19 protein-coding genes are annotated in these 22,053 nt (G+C 68.1%); 11 read left to right on the forward strand and 8 right to left on the reverse strand.

Annotated features, from left to right (window positions below):
• Positions 1-23 precede the first annotated feature (23 nt).
• The 5 genes from FBY20_RS17485 to FBY20_RS17505 all read left to right on the forward strand — a co-directional run bounded on the left by FBY20_RS17485 (position 24) and on the right by FBY20_RS17505 (position 4,131).
• Complete coding sequence (locus FBY20_RS17485) at positions 24-866, forward strand: hemin ABC transporter substrate-binding protein (RefSeq protein WP_142053699.1); 843 nt, start codon at positions 24-26, stop codon at positions 864-866.
• A 22-nt stretch (positions 867-888) separates the two neighbouring features.
• Positions 889-1,863 carry an iron ABC transporter permease gene (locus FBY20_RS17490; protein ID WP_056326421.1) on the forward strand — a complete coding sequence of 325 codons (975 nt, stop codon included), beginning with the start codon at positions 889-891 and terminating at the stop codon, positions 1,861-1,863.
• The gene (locus tag FBY20_RS17495; RefSeq protein ID WP_056326423.1) at positions 1,860-2,648 is read left to right on the forward strand and encodes a heme ABC transporter ATP-binding protein; all 789 of its coding nucleotides are present in this window, start codon (positions 1,860-1,862) and stop codon (positions 2,646-2,648) included. The genes FBY20_RS17490 and FBY20_RS17495 overlap by 4 nt, the downstream gene beginning before the upstream one ends.
• Positions 2,649-2,725: 77 nt before the next feature.
• Positions 2,726-3,208, forward strand: a complete 483-nt coding sequence (locus FBY20_RS17500; protein WP_056326426.1) for a YajQ family cyclic di-GMP-binding protein — start codon at positions 2,726-2,728, stop codon at positions 3,206-3,208.
• A 17-nt stretch (positions 3,209-3,225) separates the two neighbouring features.
• Positions 3,226-4,131, forward strand: coding sequence for a LysR family transcriptional regulator (locus tag FBY20_RS17505; protein WP_142053701.1), 906 nt, complete (start codon positions 3,226-3,228; stop codon positions 4,129-4,131).
• 22 nt (positions 4,132-4,153) lie between these two features.
• On the opposite strand, the gene FBY20_RS17510 is transcribed toward FBY20_RS17505, so the two are convergent.
• Positions 4,154-5,599, reverse strand: coding sequence for an AlkA N-terminal domain-containing protein (locus tag FBY20_RS17510; protein WP_142053703.1), 1,446 nt, complete (start codon positions 5,597-5,599; stop codon positions 4,154-4,156).
• A 146-nt stretch (positions 5,600-5,745) separates the two neighbouring features.
• Here FBY20_RS17510 and FBY20_RS17515 point away from each other — a divergent pair, with 146 nt between their 5' ends.
• The 3 genes from FBY20_RS17515 to FBY20_RS17525 all read left to right on the forward strand — a co-directional run bounded on the left by FBY20_RS17515 (position 5,746) and on the right by FBY20_RS17525 (position 8,560).
• Positions 5,746-6,312: a methylated-DNA--[protein]-cysteine S-methyltransferase gene (locus FBY20_RS17515; protein ID WP_174245423.1), complete on the forward strand. Its 567-nt coding sequence runs from the start codon at positions 5,746-5,748 to the stop codon at positions 6,310-6,312.
• An 85-nt stretch (positions 6,313-6,397) separates the two neighbouring features.
• Positions 6,398-7,483: a tartrate dehydrogenase gene (locus FBY20_RS17520; protein ID WP_056326436.1), complete on the forward strand. Its 1,086-nt coding sequence runs from the start codon at positions 6,398-6,400 to the stop codon at positions 7,481-7,483.
• 96 nt (positions 7,484-7,579) lie between these two features.
• A complete protein-coding gene (locus FBY20_RS17525) occupies positions 7,580-8,560 on the forward strand; it encodes a tripartite tricarboxylate transporter substrate binding protein (RefSeq protein WP_142053704.1) in 981 nt (326 codons plus the stop codon).
• 36 nt (positions 8,561-8,596) lie between these two features.
• Here the strand turns inward: FBY20_RS17525 and FBY20_RS17530 are convergent, their stop codons facing one another.
• The 7 genes from FBY20_RS17530 to urtA form a co-directional block, all read right to left on the reverse strand.
• Complete coding sequence (locus tag FBY20_RS17530) at positions 8,597-9,202, reverse strand: phosphatase PAP2 family protein (RefSeq protein WP_142053706.1); 606 nt, start codon at positions 9,200-9,202, stop codon at positions 8,597-8,599.
• Positions 9,203-9,293: 91 nt separating this feature from the next.
• A complete protein-coding gene (gene arsC, locus FBY20_RS17535) occupies positions 9,294-9,722 on the reverse strand; it encodes an arsenate reductase (glutaredoxin) (protein WP_142053708.1) in 429 nt (142 codons plus the stop codon).
• Positions 9,723-9,833: 111 nt separating this feature from the next.
• Positions 9,834-10,532 (reverse strand): urea ABC transporter ATP-binding subunit UrtE, encoded by a 699-nt coding sequence (gene urtE, locus FBY20_RS17540; protein ID WP_056326447.1) that lies wholly within the window; start codon positions 10,530-10,532, stop codon positions 9,834-9,836.
• A 2-nt stretch (positions 10,533-10,534) separates the two neighbouring features.
• Positions 10,535-11,374 carry an urea ABC transporter ATP-binding protein UrtD gene (gene urtD / locus FBY20_RS17545; protein WP_062838708.1) on the reverse strand — a complete coding sequence of 280 codons (840 nt, stop codon included), beginning with the start codon at positions 11,372-11,374 and terminating at the stop codon, positions 10,535-10,537.
• A complete protein-coding gene (gene urtC / locus FBY20_RS17550; protein ID WP_062838709.1) occupies positions 11,371-12,498 on the reverse strand; it encodes an urea ABC transporter permease subunit UrtC in 1,128 nt (375 codons plus the stop codon). Before urtC ends, urtD begins: the two co-directional genes overlap by 4 nt.
• Positions 12,495-14,126, reverse strand: coding sequence for an urea ABC transporter permease subunit UrtB (gene urtB / locus FBY20_RS17555; protein WP_142053710.1), 1,632 nt, complete (start codon positions 14,124-14,126; stop codon positions 12,495-12,497). Before urtB ends, urtC begins: the two co-directional genes overlap by 4 nt.
• 25 nt (positions 14,127-14,151) lie before the next feature.
• A complete protein-coding gene (urtA, locus tag FBY20_RS17560; protein ID WP_063952076.1) occupies positions 14,152-15,405 on the reverse strand; it encodes an urea ABC transporter substrate-binding protein in 1,254 nt (417 codons plus the stop codon).
• A 369-nt stretch (positions 15,406-15,774) separates the two neighbouring features.
• On the opposite strand from urtA, the gene atzF reads away from it, so the two are divergent.
• From atzF to FBY20_RS17575, 3 genes are read left to right on the forward strand one after another with little or no spacing between them, the layout of a single operon-like run.
• Entirely contained in the window at positions 15,775-17,613 is a 1,839-nt protein-coding gene (atzF, locus tag FBY20_RS17565) for an allophanate hydrolase (RefSeq protein ID WP_142053712.1), read from the forward strand.
• A 27-nt stretch (positions 17,614-17,640) separates the two neighbouring features.
• Entirely contained in the window at positions 17,641-21,279 is a 3,639-nt protein-coding gene (uca, locus tag FBY20_RS17570) for an urea carboxylase (RefSeq protein ID WP_142053714.1), read from the forward strand.
• On the forward strand, positions 21,276-22,004 hold the full coding sequence (locus tag FBY20_RS17575; protein ID WP_056326468.1) for a GntR family transcriptional regulator: 729 nt from the start codon (positions 21,276-21,278) through the stop codon (positions 22,002-22,004). Before uca ends, FBY20_RS17575 begins: the two co-directional genes overlap by 4 nt.
• Positions 22,005-22,053: the final 49 nt, after the last annotated feature.

The raw sequence follows: 22,053 nt of genomic DNA on the forward strand, positions 1-22,053 counted from the left end.
GAGCGCATAAGGAAGCGAAAGCGATGAAGAAATGGTTGGCAGTGGCGGCCTGGTTACTGGCGGCGGGCGCGCACGCGTCGCCGCCCGAACGGGTGGCGACGCGGGTGGTGACGCTGGGCGGCAGTGTGACCGAGATCGTGTATCAGCTCGGGCAGGGCGGCAAGCTGGTGGGGGACGATCTGTCCAGCCTGTACCCCGAGGCCGCGACCAAGCTGCCGCGCGTCGGCTATTACCGCGCGGTGCCGGTGGAGGGCGTGCTGGCGCTCAAGCCGGATCTGGTCCTGGCGTCCGAGCAGGCCGGCCCGCCCGATGCGCTCAAGCGTTTGGGCGACGTCGGCGTGCGCATCGTCACGGTGCCGGACGCGCCGTCTGTGGACTCGCTGAAGGCTCGCATCCGCAACATCGCCGAGGCGCTGGACGTGGCCCCGGCCGGCGACGCGCTGGTGACCGAGATCACGCGCGACCTGAAGGCGGTCGAGGCGATTCCGGCCACCGGCGCCCGCGCGATCCTGGTCATCAACCGCACGGGCACGCTGCAAGGCGCCGGGGGCGGCACGGCGGCCAACGAGGTCATGACGATGGCGGGCCTGGCCAATGTGCTCAAGGACCAGCACGGCTACAAGCCCCTTTCTGCCGAGGCCGTCAGCGCGCTGGCGCCGGAGATCATCGTGGTGACGCGGACGTCGCTGGAAGCGTCCGGCGGTGTGGATAAGCTGCTGGCGCTGCCCGGCCTGGCTTCCACGCCCGCCGCGGCGCGCAAGCGCGTCATTGTCATGGACGATCTGCTCCTCTTGGGCATGGGCCCGCGCCTGCCGCTGGCGCTGACCGAACTCAAGCGGGAGGCGGCCGGTGTCATGGGGCGCTAGCGCAAGGCGCGTTTCGGCACCGATGGCGCTGGCCGTGCTGGGCGCCGTGCTGGTGGGGGTGGCACTGGCCGCCAGCGCCAGCGGCGCAGTGCAGATTCCGCTGCGCGACATGCCCGCGCTGCTGTTTGGCAATCCCGCGCCGGACGATGCGCTGTGGCGCAATGTCTTGATCGACATCCGGCTGCCGCGGGTGCTGTTTGCCATGGTGGCGGGCGCGGCGCTGGCCATATCGGGCGCGGCGATGCAGGCGCTTTTTCGCAATCCGCTGGCCGAGCCCGGCCTCATCGGCATTTCGGCGGGCGGCTCGCTGGGCGCGGTGGCCGCCATCGTGCTGACCGCGGGCGGCTTCTGGGTGCTGGCGCCGGCGGCCTTTGCGGGCAGTCTGCTCGCCACCTTCTGCGCGTACACGCTGGGTCGGCGCGTGCCCGGCATGGCGGGACTGCTGCTGGCGGGCATCGCCATCAACGCGGTGGCGGGCGCGATGATTGGCCTGTTCACGTTCGTGGCCAACGATGCGCAACTGCGCGACCTCACGTTCTGGACCATGGGCAGCCTGGCCGGCGCCAACTGGACGCTGCTGGCTTTTCTTGGGCCGTGGGTGCTGGCGATGTCCTGGTGGCTGATGCGCCAGTGGCGGGTGATGAACGCGTTGCTGCTGGGCGAGCGTGAAGCGCAGCATCTGGGTTATGCGCTCAAGCGGGTCAGGGCACAACTGGTGCTGGCCTGCGCGCTGATCGTGGGCCCGCTGGTCGCCGCCACCGGCGGCATCGGCTTCGTGGGCCTGGTCGTGCCGCATCTGGTGCGCATGACCTTGGGCGCCAACCACCGCTGGCTGCTGCCCGCGTGCGTGCTGGGCGGCGCGCTGGCGCTGACGCTGGCTGATTGGCTGGCGCGCGTGGCCGTCGTGCCGGCCGAACTGCCGATCGGGCTGGTGACTAGCCTGGTGGGCGGCCCCTTTTTCTTGTGGCTGCTGGCGCGCGGCCGGAGGCATGGATGATGCTCGCGGCCGATGAGTTGGTGTTGACGCGCGGGGGCAGCCGCATCCTGGACAAGGTGTCGCTGGCGGTGCGGCCGGGCGAAGTGGTGGGCCTGCTGGGCGCCAACGGCGCGGGCAAGTCGACGCTGCTGGGGGCAATGTCGTCCGAACTGGCGCCCGATTCGGGCAGGGTCCGGCTGGGCGATGCCGACGTGCGGCGGCTGGCGCACCGCCAGCAGGCCCGCTTGCGCGCGGTGCTGCCGCAAAAACCAGGGCTCAGTTTCGATCTGGCCGTGCGCGAGGTGGTGGGGATGGGCGCCTATCCGTTTCCGGAGCTATCGCCCGCCCAGGTGGACGCGCTGGTGGAGCAGGCGCTGGGCTGGGCCGACGTGGCGCATCTGCGCGCGCGCCGTTACCCCGAGCTGTCCGGCGGCGAGCAGCAGCGCGTGCAATTCGCCCGGGTGCTGGTGCAGTGCAAGGCGGCGCGCGGGCAGGGCGAACCGCGCTATCTGCTGCTGGACGAACCCACCGCCAGCCTGGACCCCAAGCACCAGGGGGATCTCCTGCGCGTGGCGGCAGGCCTGGCCCACGCCGGCGATACAGGGGTACTGGTGATCCTGCACGACATGAATCTGGCGGCGCGCTGGTGCGACCGCCTGTTGCTGCTGTGCGGCGGCCGCGCCATTGCGGCGGGCACGCCGGCGCAGGTGCTGACCCCGCGGAACCTGTTCCTGGCCTACGGCATCGACGCCCACGTCATGCCGCATCCCTTGCAACCCGAGCGCCTGCTGGTGGTGATGGCATGACGGCGTGACGCCGCGCGCGAGGCCGGTAAAATGGCGGGCATTGCATTTTTCCGCCAATTTTCACAGGATCCCGTGTCATGCCTACTTTTGACGTCGTCTCCGAAGTCGACAAACACGAACTGGCCAACGCCGTCGACCAGGCCAACCGCGAACTGGCCACGCGCTTCGATTTCAAGGGCACGGACGCCAAGTTCGAACTCGAAGGCTTCGTCGTGACCCAGGTCGCGTCCAGCGCGTTCCAGCTCAAGCAGATGCTGGACATCCTGCGCGGCCGCCTGTCTGCCCGCGGCATCGACGTGCGCTGCCTGGATGTGGCCGACCCGCTCGAAAACCTGGGCGGCGCCCGCCAGAAGGTCACGATCAAGCAGGGTATCGAGCAGCCCGTGGCCAAGAAGCTCATTGCCGCCATCAAGAACGCCAAGCTCAAGGTCGAATCGCAGATCAACGGCGACAAGCTGCGCATCTCCGGCAAGAAGCGTGACGACCTGCAGACCGCCATCGCGCTGCTGAAAAAGACCGACGTCGACCTGCCGCTGCAGTTCGAGAACTTCCGCGACTGAGCGGCCGGTCCACACCGATGGGCCATTCCGGCGAGCTGCTTCTTGTCGTGGAACTTGCGCGCGCGGGCGGCATGTCGGCCGCGGCGCGCGAGCTTGACGTCACGCCCGCCGCGGTCAGCAAGCGCCTCGCGCAGATCGAGGCGCGGCTGGGCGTGCGGCTGTTCAACCGCAGCACGCGGCGCCTGAGCCTTACCGCCGAGGGCGAGGTCTACCTGGAAAACGCCCGCCGCATCCTGGGCGAAATCGACGATCTGGATGCGCTCATCGCCAGCCGGCAGGCCGCGCCACGCGGGCTGCTCAAGGTCAATGCGCCGCTCGGTTTCGGGCGCAGTTACATCGCGCCCGCCATCGCGGAATTCGCGCAGAAATACCCCGAAGTCTCGCTGCAATTGCAGCTGACCGACCGGCCCGCCGACTTCGTGCGCGAGGCCTTCGACGTTGCCGTGCGCTTCGGCGATCTACCCGACACCAGCCTGATCGCCCGCAAGATCGCGCCCAACCGCCGCCTGGTCTGCGCGTCGCCCGGCTACCTGAAAAAGCACGGCACGCCGGCCACGCCGCACGACCTGGCGCGGCATCAATGCATCGTGCTGCGCCAGAACGAGGCGGCCTATGGCCTGTGGCGGTTCACCCGCGGCCGGCGCAGCGAAACCGTGAAGGTGCGCGGCAATCTCAGCAGCAACGACGGCGAGGTCACGCTGACCTGGGGGCTGGCGGGCCTGGGCATCCTGCAACGCGCCGAATGGGACCTGGCCCGCTACCTGCGCAGCGGCCGGCTGGTGCAGGTGCTGGAAGACTATGCGCTGCCGCAGGCGGACATCTACGCGGTGTTCCCCGAACGCCATCACCTGTCCGCGAAGGTGCGCGTGTTTGTGGACTTTCTGGTGGCGTATTTTGGCGAAGACTCGGAGGGTCGTTGGTGAAGGCCGGCCGCCCATGCCGTAGTCAGGCCGTCCAAAGGTGCTGCGCCGCATAGGCGCGCCATGGCCGCCAGGCCTCGGACCGCGCCAGCAGCTGTGCGGGCGTGTAGGGCCGGGACTCCAGCTTTTCCAGCGCGCGGATCAGGCCGATGTCCGCATGCGGAAACGCATCCGGTTCGCGCAGTTGCCGTAGCGCGATGTACTGCGCCGTCCAGTCCCCCACGCCGCGTATAGTGCGCAGCCGCCGCACCGCGTCTTCCAGATCGACGGCGGCGTCAAAGAGATGCGGGTCCGCGACGGCGGCTGCGGCCACCGCCGACAACGTCGCCGCGCGGCTGCGCGGCATGCCCAGCGATGCCAGCTCGGCGGCGGCCACTGTTGCGGGCTCGGGGAACACATGGGTCAGCGCACCGTCCGGTTGCGTCAGCGGCGCGCCGTGCGCCGCCACCAGCTTGCCGGCCAGCCGGATGGCCGCGGCCACCGTGATCTGTTGGCCCAGCACAGCGCGCATGGCGAGTTCAAACCCGTCCCACGCGCCCGGCACGCGCAAGCCCGGCCGCGCGTGCATCAGCCCCGTCATGACCGGATCGGCGGCAAACTGCGCGGCGATTGCCGTGGGGTCGCTGGCCAGATCAAAGACGCGGCGCAGGCGCGCAATTATCGCGGGCAGCGATTGCAGGCGGGGAAAGCGCACCGTCACGTGCAGTGCGTCGCCGGCGCCCGGCCGGACCGTGACCGTGCCCTGCGCGCCGTCCAGGCTGATGGTGCGCGCATAGGTGTCGCCGGTCACGGATTCCACCCCCGGGATGGCGCGCACCCGCAGGAAGGCCAGCATGGCCTCCCAGTCGTAGGGCGGGCGATAACGCAGCAACAGCTTGATTTCTCCGTCCCGTCCCGCGGGCACTTCCGGCTTGCCTGAACGCCGCAATTCGCCGGGCGCGCGGCCGAACAGGTCCAGGAACACCTCGTTGAAACGGCGGATGCTGCCGAAACCGGCGGCGAACGCGATCTCGGCCATGGGAAGCTGCGTTTCGTGGATGAGCTGCTTGGCCAGCAGCACGCGGCGCGTCTGTGCGAATGCGACGGGCGAGGCCCCCAGATGCTGGCGGAATTGGCGGCGCAACTGCCGTTCGCCGATGCCCAGGCGCAGCGCGAGCACGTCGACGCCGGCCTCGTCCAGCGCGCCCAGTTCGATGCGCTGCAGCGCGCGCGTCACGCTGGCCGGCAGTTCGTGGCCAGGGCCCAGTTCGGGCGCCGTTTCGGGACGGCAGCGCAGGCACGGGTGGAAACCTGCCTCTTGCGCGGCCGCGGCGGTCGAGAAGAACGTGACGTTCTTGGACAGGGGCGTGCGCGCCGGACAGACCGGCCGGCAGTAGATGCGCGTGGTTTTCACGGCCGTGAAGAAGCGGCCGTCGTAGCGGGCGTCGCGCACCTGGATGGCGCTGTAGCAGGCATCGTGGTTCAGGTTCATGAGGCGATGCTAACGCCGCCGGGCGGACAAGATCTAGCGGATTTCGGACGGGGATGTGAATGTCACACAGCTGTCCGAAAACCGCCAGCGCACGCGCCGGCGGCAGGTCTATATTGGCGGCTTGCTCACCTTTGCGGAGCGGCATCATGCCGGTACACACCTTTCTGCTCGAACGCGTGTCCACGCCCATCGGCCGGATGCTCGTGCTGACGGATGCGCAGGACCACCTGCGCGCCGTGGACTGGGAAGACTACGAATCCCGCATGCACCTGCTGTTGCAGCGCCAGTATGGCCGGGGCGCGGTGCAACTGCAGAGCGCCGCGCAGCCCTCGCAGGCTAGCCGCGCGTTGCAAGCGTATTTCGACGGCGATGTGGACGCCATCTCGGAGCTTCCGGTCGCCTTTGGCGGCACGCCGTTCCAGCAGCAGGTCTGGCACGCGCTGCGCGGCATCGACGGCGGCTGCACCATCAGCTACGGCACGCTTGCGGCGCGGATCGCGCGGCCCACGGCGGTGCGCGCAGTCGGGCTGGCCAATGGCGCCAATCCGGTGGGCATCGTGATTCCGTGCCACCGCGTGATCGGCGCCAACGCCGCGCTGACCGGGTACGGTGGCGGCCTGGCCCGCAAGCGCTGGCTGCTGGCGCACGAGGCGGGCTGGCGCAGCGCGCAGCCGTCGGCCGCGGCCGTGCGGGCACTTTCAACTTCAGGTTGAAAATGTTGTGAATCTGGGCGCGTGCGCCACGCGCCGCGCTCGGTAAAGTGCCAGCAGCATTCACCCCGCACGGAGCGCTGGCACCATGAAGACCTATCGCATTGCAACCATCCCCGGCGACGGCATCGGCAAGGAAGTGATTCCCGCCGGGCAGCGCGTCATGCAGGAACTGGCGGCCCAGGGCGGGCTGCGTTTCGAGTTCCAGGATTTCGACTGGGGCGGGGACTATTACCGCAAGCATGGCGTCATGATGCCGGCCGACGGGCTGGACGCGCTGCGCGACAAGGACGCGATCCTGTTCGGTTCGGCGGGCGACCCCGACATCGCCGATCACATCACGCTGTGGGGCCTGCGCCTGAAGATCTGCCAGGGCTTCGACCAGTACGCCAACGTGCGTCCCACGCGCATCCTGCCGGGCATCGACGCGCCGCTCAAGCGCTGCACGCCCGAACAGCTGAACTGGGTGATCGTGCGCGAGAACTCCGAAGGCGAATACTCCGGCGTGGGCGGCCGCGTGCATCAGGGCCATCCTATCGAGGCCGCGACCGACGTATCGATCATGACCCGCGCCGGCGTCGAGCGCATCCTGCGCTTTGCGTTCAAGCTGGCGCAGTCGCGGCCGCGCAAGCTGTTGACCGTCGTCACCAAGTCCAACGCGCAGCGCCATGCCATGGTGATGTGGGACGAGATCGCCGTGCAGGTCAGCCGCGAGTTTCCGGACGTGACCTGGGACAAGGAACTGGTCGATGCCGCCACCGCGCGCATGGTCAACCGCCCCGCGTCGCTGGACACCATCGTTGCCACCAACCTGCACGCCGACATCCTGAGCGACCTGGCCGCGGCGCTGGCCGGCAGCCTGGGCATCGCGCCCACCGGCAACATCGATCCCGAGCGGCGCTATCCGTCAATGTTCGAACCCATCCACGGCTCGGCCTTCGACATCATGGGCAAGGGCCTGGCCAATCCGGTCGGAACCTTCTGGTCGGTGGTGATGCTGCTGGAGCACCTGGGCGAAACCGAAGCGGCTGCACGGCTGATGCAGGCCATTGAAAGCGTCACCGCCGATCCCGCGCTGCACACCGGCGACCTGGGCGGCCGCGCGACGACCGAGCAGGTGACCAACGCAGTATGCAAAAAGCTGTCCGAATCGGCGCAGGCCAAGGCGGCGTAGCGGGATTCCGGATGCAGGTACGAGGACATCAGATCCGACGCCTGCGGCGGCCAACACAACAACAAGCGAAGCTCATTCGTAGTCAGGAGACAACTCATGCAAAAGAAAGCGATGACGGCGCGCGCCTTGGCGTTCGCCTGCCTGATCGGCGTTTCATTCGCGGGCGGCGCGCAGGCGCAGTTTTATCCGACGCGCCCGGTGAACCTCGTCGTGCCGTTTCCGGCCGGCGGCACGACGGATGTGCTGGCGCGCGCGCTGGGGCAGGAGCTGGCCAAAAGCCTGGGTCAGCCGGTGGTGGTGGAGAACAAGCCGGGGGCGGGGTCGACGCTGGGCGCCGACTACGTGGCCAAGGCCGCGCCGGACGGCTACACGCTGCTGATGGGCGCGGTGCATCACACCATCGCCACCAGCGTGTACAAGAACCTGAACTACGACTTCCAGAAGGACTTCGCACCGGTCACCACCGTGGCGCTCGTGCCGAATGTGCTGGTCGTCAATCCCAAACTGCAGGCCAAGGACGTGGCTTCGCTGCTGAAGCTGGCGCAGGCCTCTCCCGGCAAGCTGACCTACGGGTCCAACGGCATGGGCACGGGCCAGCACCTGATCGGCGCGCAATTCGAGCGCGCGGGCAACGTGCAGCTGTTGCATGTGCCGTACAAGGGCAGCGGGCCGCTGACGACCGACCTGCTGGGCGGCCAGATCGACATGTCGTTCGACACCATCACCCCGGTGCTTGCGCACATCCAGAGCGGCAAGCTGCGCGCGCTGGCCGTGACCACCAACCAGCGTTCGGCCGCGCTGCCGGACGTGCCGACAATGGAAGAGGCGGGTCTGAAGCCCTTCAACATGGGCACGTGGTTCGGCGTGCTGGCGCCCGCGGCGGCGCCCAAGGACGTGGTGGACCGGCTCAATGCCGAGATGGTGAAGATCATCCGTTCGCCGGACTTCACGCGGCGCATGGCCGAGATCGGCGCGGTGCCGATCGGCGACACGCCCGCCGAGATGAAGGCGCGCATCGGCGCCGACACCACCAATTACGCGAAGCTGGTCAAGGAAGCCAAGGTCGCGATCAATTGAGGCGCAGGGTGGCCGCGACGGCCGTCGCGGCCCCCGTTACGCCCGGATCCATCCGCGCGCGATCGGCAGGGCCAGCACCTTGCGGTACACCCCCTGCGTCGCTGCCGTCAGCGGCTCGCCCGCGCGTCGCCACACTGGAACCGTGATGGCCGCAGCCACGGGCGCCAGCAGCAATCCGCCCACGATATCCAGCGGGAAATGCACGCCCAGATACACGCGCGACGTCCCCACCAGCAAGGCGCCCGCCAACGCCAGCCAGCCCCATCCCGCCCAACGCCGGTCCAGGATCAGCGCGAAGGCAAAGGCGGCGATGATGATCGTGTGATTGCTGGGGAACGACGATGTGGGCTTGTGCGCGAAGAAGACGTGGCCCAGGCCGATCACGAAGGGACGCGGATGCGGCCATAGCGCGCCGCACAGGTAGCTGAGTCCCAGGGCCACGGCGACGCTGGCCAGCGCCTTGAGCATCAGGCTGCGCTGGGCTTGTCTGCCCCACAGCCACACGGCGGCCATGACGCCCGGCACCAGCAGAATGAGCTGGTTTGCCACCAGCATGGCGGCGTGGATCCGCCACGCGGGCGTGGCGGGATCGGCATTGATCAAAAGAAAAAGGGACTGGTTGAAGCTTTCCAGGAAATCCATGACACGTCATCGCGGCGTAATAATTCGGTTGCCGCGATGGTAATGACCGTACCCGTCAGTTCCCTTGCAAAGCGCTTCGATGCGGCCGTTTTTACTTCTGGATGCGATTGCCTTGCGCGTCGATGACGGGCTCGCCGCTTTCCTTGGCAAACGCGCCTTGCTGCGGGGACGGAAGAATGTCCAGCACCCCTTCGCAAGGCCGGCAGAGCTTCGCGCCCAGCGGCGTCGACACAAACGGACGGTTCAAAAGAATGGGATGCTGTTCGACCGCATCGAGCAGCGCGTCATCCGACAGCGACGTGTCGTCCAGACCCAGTTCCGCATACGGCGTGCCCTTTTCGCGCAGGGCATCGCGCACGCCGATGCCAGCCTGCTTGAACAGCGCCTTGAGCGTGTCGCGGGAAGGCGGCGTTTCCAGGTACAGCACGACCTGCGGCTCGATGCCTGCGTTGCGGATCAGGCCCAGCGTGTTGCGCGAGGTGCCGCACTTGGGGTTGTGGTAGATGGTGACGTCGGACATGAGAGCTCCTGTTCGGGTGTTGCGTAATGCCAATGCGCGATGCCAATGCGCGCCAGCAGACCCGGAGCATAGTCCATCCGCGGCGCCCAGCGATTAGCGCCGCGGCGCCCCTCAAACCGACAGATGCCGCCGCACGTCCTCGCCGTCGATCGCATCGCGCCCGCCGCGGGCCACCACCTCGCCGCGCGACAGCACCACGAACTGATCGGCCAATTCGCGCGCGAAGTCGAAATACTGCTCGCACAGCAGGATCGCGATGTCGCCGCGCTGGCGCAGCATGTGGATAACGCGCGCGATGTCCTTGATGATGGATGGCTGGATGCCTTCCGTGGGCTCGTCCAGGATGATGAGCTTGGGCTCGGCCACCAGCGCCCGCGCGATGGCCAGCTGCTGCTGTTGTCCGCCCGACAGGTCGCCGCCGCGCCGCGACAGCATGCTTTTCAAGACGGGAAACAGCTCGAAGACTTCTTCCTTGATGCGGCGGGCCCGGGCCGCGGGCTTGGTCGCCATGCCCATCAGGATGTTCTCTTCCACCGTCAGCCGCGCAAAGATGTCGCGGCCCTGCGGCACATACGCCATGCCGCGCGCGGCGCGCTGGTGCGGCGCCAGGCGGGTGATGTCGGCGCCGTCGAACGCGATGCCGCCGCGCGCCACGGGCAGCACGCCCATCACGCACTTGAGCAGTGTCGTCTTGCCCACGCCATTGCGGCCCAGCAGTGCCAGGCATTCGCCTTGGCGCACCGACAGCGACACGCCGCGCAGGGTGTGGCTGCCGCCGTAGTATTGGTCGATCGTGCTTACGTCCAGCATGTTCAGCGCCCCAGATAGACTTCGATCACGCGCGGGTCAGCCTGCACGCGGCTCATCGGCCCCTCTGCCAGCACGGACCCTTCGTGCAGCACGGTGACCTTGCCGTCGCCGGCGATCTGGTTGACGAAGTCCATGTCGTGTTCCACCACCATCAGGGAATGGCGGCCCCGCAGTTCGTTCAAGAGTTCGCCGGTGCGTTCGGTTTCGGCGTCGGTCATGCCCGCCACGGGCTCGTCCAGCAGCAACAGCTGCGGTTCCTGCATCAGCAGCATGCCGATCTCCAGCCACTGTTTCTGCCCGTGCGACAGCAGGCCCGCGGGGCGCCAGACCTCCGGCCGCAGCCGGATCAGGTCCAGTGTCTCGCCGATCCGGTCGGCTTGTTCGCTGGTCAGCCGCGAGAACAGGGTGGGGCGCACGCGCTTGTCCGTCTTCATGGCCAGCTCCAGGTTCTCGAAGACGGTGTGCTGCTCGAACACCGTGGGGCGCTGGAACTTACGGCCGATGCCGGCGTGCGCGATCTGCGCCTCGCTCAGCGTGGTCAGGTCGATGCTCTGGCCAAAATAGGCCGTGCCGGACGTGGGCCGGGTCTTGCCGGTGATCACGTCCATCATCGTGGTCTTGCCCGCGCCATTGGGGCCGATGATGCAGCGCAGCTCGCCCACGCCGATGTCCAGCGTCAGGTCGTTCAGCGCCTTGAACCCGTCGAAGCTGACCGTGATGCCTTCCAGGTACAGGATCGCGCCGTGGCTGGTGTCCAGGCCCTTGGGGCTGACGCGGCCGTAGCCGGCGTCGCCGCTGGGGCCGCCGTCCAGCATGGCCGATTCGGTGTGCGTGGTGGTCATGCCTTCTTCTCCTGGATGCGGGCCGCGATGCGGCGGGCAAGACCGACGATGCCGGTGGGCAGGAACAGGGTCACCAGCACGAAGATGAGGCCCAGCGCGTACAGCCAATATTCCGGCAGCACGCTGGTGAACCAGGTCTTCAGTCCGTTGACGGCGCCCGCACCGATGATGGGACCGATCAGCGTGCCGCGCCCGCCCGTGGCCACCCAGATCACCATTTCAATGGAGTTCTCGGTGGACATTTCGCCCGGGTTGATGATGCCCACCTGCGGCACGTACAGCGCGCCCGCGATGCCGCACAGCACGGCCGACAGCGTCCACACGAACAGCTTGAAGCCCAACGGGTCGTAGCCGATGAACCGCACGCGGCTCTCGGCGTCGCGCACGGCGGTCAGCACGCGCCCCAGCTTGCTTTGCGTGACCGCGCGCGCCAGGATCAGCGCGCCGGCCAGCGCGGCAAGCGTTACCCAGTAAAGCGTGGCGCGCGTGCCCGGTGCGGTGATGTCAAAGCCCAGGATGCGCTTGAAGTCGGTAAAGCCGTTGTTGCCGCCAAAGCCCGTGTCGTTGCGAAAGAACAGCAGCATCGCGGCAAAGGTCAGCGCCTGCGTGATGATCGAGAAGTACACGCCCTTGATGCGCGAACGGAACGCAAAGTAGCCGAACACGAACGCCAGCACGCCGGGCACCAGCACCACCAGCAGCATCGCGTACCAGAAGTGCTCGGTGAAGGACCAATACCAGGGGTAGGTCTTCCAGTCCAGGAACACCATGAAGTCGGGCAGGTCGCTCTGGTAGACGCCGTCGCGGCCGATGGCGCGCATCAGGTACATGCCGTGCGCATAGCCGCCCAGCGCAAAGAACAGGCCATGGCCCAGCGACAGGATGCCCGCATAGCCCCACACCAGGTCCAGCGCCAGCGCCGCCATGGCGTAGCACATGAACTTGCCGAGCAAAGCCACGGCATAGGCGGACACGTGCAGCGTATGGCCCGGCGGAAACCACAGATTCATCAGCGGAAGGAGGGCCAGCAGGACAACACCCGCAGCCAGCGCGGCCCACACCCGGCCCGAGAAGAGCGGGCGGCGCGCAAGCAGGTTCAGGTCGGTCAGCGCGGTCTGTTTCATTCGACGCTCCGGCCCTTGGGGGCGAACAGGCCTTGCGGCCGCTTTTGGACGAACAGCACGATGAGCACCAGGATGGTGATCTTGGCCATGACAGCTCCCGCGTAAGGCTCCAGGAATTTATTCACGCCGCCCAGGCCCAGCGCGGCGATGACCGTGCCGGCCAGCTGGCCCACGCCGCCCAGCACCACCACCATGAACGAGTCCACGATGTAGCCGCGGCCCAGGTCGGGCCCCACGTTGCCAAGCTGCGAGAGCGCCACGCCCGCCAGCCCGGCGATGCCCGAGCCCAGGCCGAAGGCCAGCATGTCGATGCGGCCGGTCGGCACGCCCACGCAGTCGGCCATCCGCCGGTTCTGCGTGATGGCGCGCACAAAGAGGCCCAGCCGTGTGTGGTTCAAGAGTGCCCACACCAGAAAGACCACAAAGAATGCGAAGCCGATGATGACGATCCGGTTGTACGTCAGCACCAGCCCGCCCAGCACGGTCACGCCGCCGGACATCCAGCTGGGATTGCCGACCTCGACGTTCTGCGCGCCGAAGAGCGACCGCACGCCCTGCATCAGCATCAGACTGATGCCCCAGGTGGCCAGCAGCGTCTCCAGCGGGCGGCCATACAGCCAGCGGATCACGGTGCGCTCCAGCGCCATGCCGACCAGCGCCGTCACGACGAACGCGAGCGGCAGGGCGGCCACCACATACCAGTCCAGCCAGCCCGGCAGCCACGCGCGAAACAGCGTCTGCACCACATACGTCACGTAGGCGCCAATCATCAGCAGCTCGCCGTGCGCCATGTTGATGACGCCCATCAGGCCGAAGGTGATGGCAAGACCCAGCGCCGCCAGCAGCAGCACGCTGCCCAGGCTGACGCCGTAAAACAGATTGCCCGCCCATTCGATCGTGGCCAGGTGCCGGTCGATCTGCTTGACCGCGTTGGCCGCCGCCTCGCGCACGCCGGCGTCGGGCTCCGCGTACGTGCCGTCGCGCTCCTGCGTCAGGGCGGCCAGCGTGGGCCGGAACGCGGCGTTCTGGGTGTCGCCCAGCACTTGCACGGCGTGGCGGCGCTTTGCGGGGTCTTCGCTTTTCAGTTCCAGATTGGCCTGCGCGATCAGCAGCGCATCGCGCACGGCCTCGTTCTTTTCCGCCGCCAGCGCCTTTTCCAGCATGGGCAGGCGCGCGGGGTCTCCCGTCTGCTGCAGCCGCCGGGCCGCGGCGAGCCGTTCGTTGGCGTCGTCGGAGAACAGACGCGATCCCGCCAACGCGGCTTCGATGGCGCGGCGAAGGCGGTTGTTGATGGAAATCGTGCCCGCATCCGCAGGCAGGTCCACGGCCGCGCCCGTGGACGGATCGGTGGCGCGCGTGCCGCTCGTGCCGATCAGCACGCGGCCGTCGGCGGTGGCGTAGAGCTGGTCGCTACCCAGCGCCTGCAGCACCGCCGCGGCGCCCGGATCGGGCAGTTGGCCCAGCGCGGCAATCGCTTGCAGCCTGGCGTCGGTGTCGTCGCCGGCCAGCGGCGCAAGCAGGGCCTGGTCCACGCCGGCGGCGGCCGCGGGTGCGGCCAGCGCCGGCACGGCGATCAGCCATGCCAGAAGGAAACGACGCAAGAAGTGTGCGATTGCCGCGATGCGCATGGCTGCCTTTTCCTTGATGTTGAGACTACAGGCCTTGCTTGCCTTCGTTGCCCGGGATGTACGGGCTCCACGGCTGGGCACGGATCGGGCCCTTGCTCTTCCAGACCACGCTGAACTGGCCGTCCGCCTTGATCTCACCGATGTAGACGGGCTTGTGCAGGTGGTGGTTGGTCTTGTCCATCTCGATGGTGTAGCCGTCGGGCGCGTTGAACTTCTGGCCGCCCATCGCCGCGATAACCTTGTCGACATCGGTCGTCTTGGCCTGTTCGACGGCCTGCTTCCACATGTGAATGCCGATGTAGGTGGCTTCCATCGGATCGTTCGTCACGACCGTGTTGGCGTTGGGCAGGTTCTTGGCCTTGGCGTACGCCTTCCACTTGGCAATGAACGCGTCGTTGACCGGGTTCTTGACGGACTGGAAGTAGTTCCAGGCGGCCAGGTGGCCGACCAGCGGCTTGGTGTCCACGCCGCGCAGTTCCTCTTCGCCCACCGAGAACGCGACGACCGGCACGTCGGTGGCCTTCAATCCCGCATTGCCCAGTTCCTTGTAGAAGGGCACGTTCGAGTCGCCGTTGATCGTGGAGATGACCGCGGTCTTGCCGCCCGTGGCGAACTTCTTGATGTTGGCGACGATGGTCTGGTAGTCGGAATGGCCGAACGGGGTGTAGACCTCGTCGATGTCGCTGTCCTTCACACCCTTGGAATGCAGGAAGGCGCGCAGGATCTTGTTGGTGGTGCGGGGGTAGACGTAGTCGGTGCCCAGCAGCACGAAGCGCTTGGCGCCGCCGCCGTCTTCGCTCATCAGGTATTCGACGGCGGGAATGGCTTGCTGGTTGGGCGCGGCGCCCGTGTAGAACACGTTCTTCTCCAGCTCTTCGCCTTCGTATTGCACGGGGTAGAACAGCAGGCCGTTCAGTTCCTTGAACACCGGCAGCACCGACTTGCGCGATACCGAGGTCCAGCAGCCGAAGACCACGGCCACCTTGTCCTGCGACAGGAGCTGGCGCGACTTCTCGGCGAACAGCGGCCAGTTCGACGCGGGGTCGACGACCACGGCTTCGAGCTTCTTGCCCATCACGCCGCCGTTGGCGTTGATCTCGTCGATGGTCATCAGGGCCACGTCCTTGAGCGACGTTTCCGAGATGGCCATGGTGCCCGAGAGCGAATGCAGGATGCCGACCTTGATGGTGTCCTCGGCGGCGTGAACCTGCGGCATCCATCCGGTCATGGCCAACAGGCTCACGGCGGTCAGTTGCTTAAGGGCTAGTCTGCGTTTCATGGTGACTCCTGGATGGAATAGGCCGGCCGGGCCGGCGAGAACGTTCAGAAAAAGCAGTCGCACAGGAGTCAAAAGCAAAACGTGTGCCAAGTGCTGGCAACGCTGCACGCTGCTGTATGAAGGGGGTGGGTTTACGCGAAGACGCGTGGCGGCCGGGGCGTGGCGCGCGTGCGATCAGAACGGTGCCGTCCGCACAACATCGGTGCGCGTTGCGCCCGATTCCGGTGCGGCGCACGGGCCGATGCGGGGACCGGCGCCGGCGGCTTGCGTGCGGTCTGGCCGCGCGTCAGAGGGAAAGCGCCGCGCGCCGCCAACATGGCACGCAGATTGCTTGGGAATCCGTACTTGTATACAAGAAAGGATTCCAGCATGAATGCCGCAGCAACGCAGAAGCAACCCGCCGGTTGGACCATCGCGCAATGGCAGGCCGCCTATCGCGGCGGGGCGCAGCCCGAAGCGCTGTTGGCCAGCTACGCCGGCGAGCCCGGCGCTAACGCAGACAAGGACAACGCCTGGATCCGGCGCGTGGACCGCGTCCAGCTCGATGAACAGCTCGACGGCCTGCGTCTCTTGCTGGCCGCGGCGGGCGGCGATCTCTCGCGCCTGCCGCTGTATGGCGTGCCGTTTGCCATCAAGGACAACATCGATGCGGCGGGCTGGCCCACCACCGCGGCGTGCCCCGCGTTCGCCTACACACCGCAGGAAGACGCGACCGTCGTGCGCCGTCTGCGCGCGGCCGGCGCCATCCTTATCGGCAAGACCAATCTGGACCAGTTTGCGACCGGCCTGGTGGGCACGCGCTCGCCGCACGGCGCCGTGGCCAACACGTTCAATCCCGATTACGTAAGCGGCGGCTCCAGTTCGGGCTCAGCGTCAGTGGTTGCGCGCGGCATCGCCGCGTTCTCGTTGGGCACGGATACGGCGGGCTCCGGCCGCGTGCCGGCGGGCTTCAACAATATCGTCGGCCTCAAGCCCACCAAGGGCTGGCTCAGCACCGCGGGCGTGGTGCCGGCATGCCGCACGCTGGACTGCGTGTCGATCTTCGCGCTGACCGTGGACGATGCCGACAAGGTCGCGCAGGTGGCGGGCGGGTATGACGACGCCGATCCCTATTCGCGCAGCGTGCCGGCGGGCGCGGCGCGCCCGTGGCCCAAGGCGCCGCGGCTGGCCGTGCCGGCGTCGCTGGAATTTTTTGGCGACACGCAAGCCGCCGCCGTGTTCGACGACGCCGTGCGCGCGCTGCGCGCCGATGGCGCCCAGGTCGAAGCCATCGACTTCTCGCCGTTCAGCGAACTGGCGGCATTGCTGTACCAGGGACCGTGGGTGGCCGAGCGCTTTGCCGCGGTCCAGGCGTTGTGGAACGAGAACCCCGACGCCATCAATCCGGTCGTGCGCGGCATCGTCGAGCAGGCCGCGAACTACAGCGCGCTGGACGCGTTCAAGGCCGAGTACCGCCGCGCCGAGCTGACCCGCCAGATTCACCGCGCGCTCGAAGGCTTTGACGCGCTGGTCGTACCGACCTCGCCGTCCATCTACACGATCGCCCAGCTGGAAGCGGACCCCGTCACGCTCAATTCCCGCCTGGGCGTCTACACCAACTTCGCCAACCTGGCCGACCTGTCCGCGCTGGCCGTGCCCGCCGGCATGCGCGCCGATGGCCTGCCCTCGGGCATCACGCTGATCGGCCTGGCGTGGCAGGACCGCGCGCTGGCGCAGTTCGGCAGGCAATGGCAGGTGCGCCGCGGATTGCCGCTGGGCGCGACGGGCGCACCGCTGCCCGCGCTGGCCGCCGATGGCGCGCCGTCCGCGGACACCGTGCGCGTCGCGGTGGTGGGCGCCCACCTGACCGGCATGCCGCTGAATCATCAGCTCACCTCGCGCCACGCGGTGTTCGTGGAGAAGACCGCGACAGCCGGCGACTACCGGCTCTTCGCGCTGGCCAACACCACGCCGCCCAAGCCGGGCCTGGTGAAGATGGACAGCGGCGCCGCCATCGAAGTCGAGCTGTGGGACGTGCCCGTGACGGCCTTTGGCGCGTTCGTGGCCGAGATTCCCGCGCCGCTGGGCATCGGCACGCTGGAGCTGGCCGACGGGCGCTTGGTCAAGGGCTTCATCTGCGAACCGCGCGGCCTGGACGGGGCGCAGGACATCACCGAATTCGGCGGTTGGCGCGCTTACCTGGCCAGCCTGAACGCCGCCACCCGATAACCCCGCCTCACCCCAGGGAGTCGCATCGTGTTCGATACCGTTCTGATTGCAAACCGCGGCGAGATCGCCGTCCGCGCCATCCGCACCCTCAAGCGGCTGGGCATCCGCAGCGTGGCCGTCTATTCCGATCCGGACCGCAATGCCGCGCATGTGCGCGAGGCCGACGTGGCCGTGGCGCTCGGCGGCGAGAAGGCCGCCGACAGCTACCTGCGCATGGACCTGTTGCTGGACGCGGCGCGCGCACACGGCGCGCAGGCGATCTATCCCGGCTACGGCTTTCTATCCGAGAGCGCCGACTTCGCCGAAGCCTGCGAGGCTGCCGGCATTGCCTTTGTCGGCCCCACGCCGCTGCAGATTCGCGAGTTCGGCCTGAAGCACCGATCGCGCGAACTGGCGGCTGACGCGGGCGTGCCGATGACGCCGGGCACCGGCCTCTTGTCCAGCCTGGGCGAGGCGCTGTCGCAGGCCGAACGCATCGGCTATCCGGTCATGCTGAAAAGCACGGCGGGCGGCGGCGGCATCGGCCTGTCGCGCTGCGAGAACGAGGCGGAACTGACCGTCGCGTTCGACAGCGTGCAGCGCATGGGCGAACACTTCTTTCGCGACGGCGGCGCGTTCATCGAACGCTATGTGGACAACGCGCGGCACGTGGAGGTGCAGATCTTTGGCGACGGCGCGGGCCGCGTGCTGGCGCTGGGCGAGCGCGACTGCTCGGTGCAGCGCCGCAATCAGAAGGTCATCGAGGAAACCCCGGCGCCGTTGCTGCCTGCCGCCACGCGCGCCGCGCTGCTGGATGCCGCCGTCAAGCTGGGTGAATCCGTGAACTACCGCTCCGCCGGCACGGTGGAGTTCATCTACGATCCGGCGCGCGACAGCTTCTACTTCCTGGAAGTCAACACGCGCCTGCAGGTCGAGCACCCGGTAACCGAGGCCGTGACCGGCCTGGACCTGGTGGAGTGCATGCTGCGCGTTGCCGCGGGCGAGCCGCTGGATTACGCCGCCATGTCGCGCACCCCGCAAGGCGCGTCGATTGAAGTGCGCCTGTATGCCGAGGATCCGCTGCGCCAGTTCCAGCCGTCGCCCGGGGTGCTGACGGAAGTGTCGTTCCCGGACGGCGTGCGCATCGATGGCTGGGTCGAGACCGGCACCGATGTGCCCGCGTTCTACGACCCGATGCTGGCCAAGCTGATCGTGCATGCGGACACGCGCGAGGCCGCGCTGGACAAGCTGGCCGACGCGCTGGCGCGCACGCGCCTGCACGGCATTGCGACCAACCTGGATTACCTGCGCCAGATCGTGGCCGATGCACGCTTTCGCGCTGGCCAGCTGTCCACGCGGTTTCTGGAAGGCTTTGCATACCGCCCCGCGGCCATCGAGGTCCTGGAAGCCGGCACCTACACCAGCGTGCAGGACTATCCTGGCCGCGCGGGCTACTGGGACATCGGCGTGCCGCCCTCCGGTCCCATGGACGATTACGCATTTCGCGTGGCCAACCGCATCGTCGGCAATGCGCCGGACGCGGCCGGCATCGAGACCACGCTGATCGGCCCGACGCTGCGCTTTCACGGCGATGCCGTCGTGGCGCTGACGGGCGCGTCGTGCGCGGCCACGCTGGATGGCGAGCCGGTGCCGATGTGGCAGCCCATCTTTGTCACTTCCGGACAGGTGCTGGCCACCGGCCGCGCGCTGTCCGGCTGCCGCAGCTACCTGGCGGTGCGCAACGGGCTGGACGTGCCGGTGTACCTAGGCAGCCGGTCCACCTTTGCGCTGGGCCAGTTTGGCGGCCATGCCGGCCGCACGCTGCGCGTGGGCGACATGCTGCCCGTCGTGCGTCCCGAACTGGCGGGCGCCACGGCCGCGCCGCCCGAGACGCTGCCGCAGGCCGCGCCCGCCGCGCTGATTCCCGAATACGGCAACACCTGGGAGATCGGTGTGCTGTACGGCCCGCATGGCGCGCCGGACTTTTTTCAGCCCGACGCCATCGACGCCTTCTTTGCGGCCGACTGGGAGGTGCATTACAACTCCAATCGCCTGGGCGTGCGGCTGATCGGTCCCAAGCCCACGTGGGCGCGGGAGAACGGCGGCGAGGCCGGCCTGCATCCGTCCAACATCCATGATTGCGAGTACGCAATCGGCAGCATCAATTTCACCGGCGACAGTCCCGTCATCCTGACGCGCGACGGCCCCAGCCTGGGCGGCTTCGTGTGTCCCGTCACCATCGCGCGTGCCGAACTGTGGAAGGTGGGGCAAGTCAAGCCTGGCGACCGCATCCGCTTCGTGCGCATCGATTACCCGCAGGCCGTGGCGCTGGAAGCCGCGCAGGACCGCCGCATCGCCGAACTGGCGCCCGCGGCGCCGGCCGCGACCGAGCCCGCGCCCGTGCCGGCGACGGTATCGGAGACCATCATCGCCGCGCTGCCCGCCGACGGGGCGCGCCCGTCGGTGTCGTACCGGCAGGCCGGCGACGGCTATCTGTTGCTGGAGTACGGCGACAACGTGCTGGACCTGGCGCTGCGCATGCGCATCCACCTGCTGATGGAGGCGCTCAATGCGGATCCGGTTGACGGCGTGCTGGAGCTGTCGCCCGGCGTGCGCTCGCTGCAGATCCGCTACGACAGCCGCGTCATCCTGCAGGGCGCGCTGATTGCGAAGCTGCTGGAGATCGAACAAGGGCTGGCCGACGTGGCGACCCTGAAGGTGCCCACGCGCGTCGTGTACCTGCCGATGGCCTTCGAGGATTCCGCCACGCTGGGCGCGGTGCAGCGCTATCAGGAAACGGTGCGCGCCAGCGCGCCCTGGCTGCCGAACAACGTCGACTTCATCCAGCGTATCAACGGGCTGGACGCGCGCGACGAGGTGCGCCGCATCGTCTTTGATGCCAGCTATCTCATCATGGGTCTGGGCGACGTGTATCTGGGCGCGCCGTGCGCGGTGCCCATCGACCCGCGTCACCGTCTGCTGACGTCCAAGTACAACCCCGCGCGCACCTTCACCGCCGAAGGCACGGTGGGCATCGGCGGGGTGTACATGTGCATCTACGGCATGGACTCGCCCGGGGGCTATCAACTCGTGGGCCGCACGTTACCCATCTGGAACAAGTTCCTGAAGAACCCGGTGTTCCAGGACGGCAAGCCGTGGCTGCTGCGGTTCTTCGATCAGGTGCGTTTCTATCCCGTCACCGAGGCGGAACTGGATGTCCTGCGCGAGGACTTCCGTGAAGGCCGTGCCACCGTCCGCATCGAGGAGGAAGTGTTCGACTTCGCCGCGCACCAGCGCTTCCTGGCCGAGCAGGCGGACAGCATCGCCGCCTTCCAGGCGCGCCAGAAGACGGCGTTCGATGCCGAAGTGGCGCTCTGGAAGACCGAGGACGTGGCGGCCGAACCGCCTGCCGCCGAACCCGAGGCCGAGACCGTGCTGCGCGAAGGCGAGCGGCTGGTCAGCGCCGACATGTGCGGCAACATCTGGAAGATTCCGGTCCAGGTGGGGCAGAGCGTGTCGGCCGGCGACACGCTGGTGGTGGTCGAGGCCATGAAAATGGAGCTGTCCGTCATCGCGCCGGCGTCGGGCACGGTTTCCGCCATCCGCTGCGTGCCCGGCAAGCCCGTCAACGCGGGCGATCCGCTGGTCGTGATCACCGAAGACGCCACGTGCGTCGTGACCGGATGATGCGGCTGGAAGCCGTCCAGGCCGGCCCGGCCATCCGCCCCGCGCCGGCGCTTGCCGGCTCGCTGGCCGATCAGGTCTACCAGCGCATCAAGGACGACCTGTTCGGCTTTCGGATGCTGCCCGGCGAACGCTTCACCGAGGCCGACCTGGTGGCGCGCCTGGGCGTCAGCCGCACGCCCGTGCGCCTGGGCCTGGCGCGGCTGGAACGCGAAGGCTTCGTGCTGGCCCGGCCGCGCAGCGGCTGGCAGGTGCGGCCGTTCGACTTCGAGCGCTTCGAAGCGTTGTACGACGTGCGCGTGGTGCTGGAGCAGGCGGCGGTGGAAAAGCTGTGCGCCCGCGAACACATGGATCCGGCCGGCATTCTGGGCGCGCTGACGGACGTCTGGCTGGTGCCGCCGCCGCAGCGCATCCTGGACGGCCGGCTGGTGGCGCAGCTGGATGAAGCTTTCCATTGCTCGCTGGTGGCCGCGGCAGGCAATCCGGAGATGGCGCAGATCCACCGCGACGTCACGGAGAAGATCCGCATCGTCAGGCGGCTGGACTTCACCAAGGACTTCCGCGTGGACGCCACCTACGACGAACACGCGGCCATCCTGCGGGCGATCCTGGCGCGCCGGGCAGAGGAGGCCGCGCGCATGCTGCGGTCCCACATCGAGATGAGCAAGGCCGAGGTGCGCAAGATCACGCTGCACATGCTGCACGAGGCGCGCGCGAGCGCGGGCTGAGCGGCAGCCGGCAGCCCGCTTGCTCGCACGTCGCCGTCCCGCAGCTGAC

The organism is Achromobacter sp. SLBN-14 (genome assembly GCF_006715415.1).
Classification (GTDB): domain Bacteria; phylum Pseudomonadota; class Gammaproteobacteria; order Burkholderiales; family Burkholderiaceae_B; genus Achromobacter; species Achromobacter mucicolens.

Coding starts and splice junctions, on each gene's coding strand:
- FBY20_RS17485 (WP_142053699.1), top strand. CDS start 24: ATGAAGAAATGGTTGGCAGTGGCGGCCTGGTTACTGGCGGCGGGCGCG.
- FBY20_RS17490 (WP_056326421.1), top strand. CDS start 889: ATGGCGCTGGCCGTGCTGGGCGCCGTGCTGGTGGGGGTGGCACTGGCC.
- FBY20_RS17495 (WP_056326423.1), top strand. CDS start 1,860: ATGATGCTCGCGGCCGATGAGTTGGTGTTGACGCGCGGGGGCAGCCGC.
- FBY20_RS17500 (WP_056326426.1), top strand. CDS start 2,726: ATGCCTACTTTTGACGTCGTCTCCGAAGTCGACAAACACGAACTGGCC.
- FBY20_RS17505 (WP_142053701.1), top strand. CDS start 3,226: ATGGGCCATTCCGGCGAGCTGCTTCTTGTCGTGGAACTTGCGCGCGCG.
- FBY20_RS17510 (WP_142053703.1), bottom strand. CDS start 5,599: ATGAACCTGAACCACGATGCCTGCTACAGCGCCATCCAGGTGCGCGAC.
- FBY20_RS17515 (WP_174245423.1), top strand. CDS start 5,746: ATGCCGGTACACACCTTTCTGCTCGAACGCGTGTCCACGCCCATCGGC.
- FBY20_RS17520 (WP_056326436.1), top strand. CDS start 6,398: ATGAAGACCTATCGCATTGCAACCATCCCCGGCGACGGCATCGGCAAG.
- FBY20_RS17525 (WP_142053704.1), top strand. CDS start 7,580: ATGCAAAAGAAAGCGATGACGGCGCGCGCCTTGGCGTTCGCCTGCCTG.
- FBY20_RS17530 (WP_142053706.1), bottom strand. CDS start 9,202: ATGGATTTCCTGGAAAGCTTCAACCAGTCCCTTTTTCTTTTGATCAAT.
- arsC (WP_142053708.1), bottom strand. CDS start 9,722: ATGTCCGACGTCACCATCTACCACAACCCCAAGTGCGGCACCTCGCGC.
- urtE (WP_056326447.1), bottom strand. CDS start 10,532: ATGCTGGACGTAAGCACGATCGACCAATACTACGGCGGCAGCCACACC.
- urtD (WP_062838708.1), bottom strand. CDS start 11,374: ATGACCACCACGCACACCGAATCGGCCATGCTGGACGGCGGCCCCAGC.
- urtC (WP_062838709.1), bottom strand. CDS start 12,498: ATGAAACAGACCGCGCTGACCGACCTGAACCTGCTTGCGCGCCGCCCG.
- urtB (WP_142053710.1), bottom strand. CDS start 14,126: ATGCGCATCGCGGCAATCGCACACTTCTTGCGTCGTTTCCTTCTGGCA.
- urtA (WP_063952076.1), bottom strand. CDS start 15,405: ATGAAACGCAGACTAGCCCTTAAGCAACTGACCGCCGTGAGCCTGTTG.
- atzF (WP_142053712.1), top strand. CDS start 15,775: ATGAATGCCGCAGCAACGCAGAAGCAACCCGCCGGTTGGACCATCGCG.
- FBY20_RS17575 (WP_056326468.1), top strand. CDS start 21,276: ATGATGCGGCTGGAAGCCGTCCAGGCCGGCCCGGCCATCCGCCCCGCG.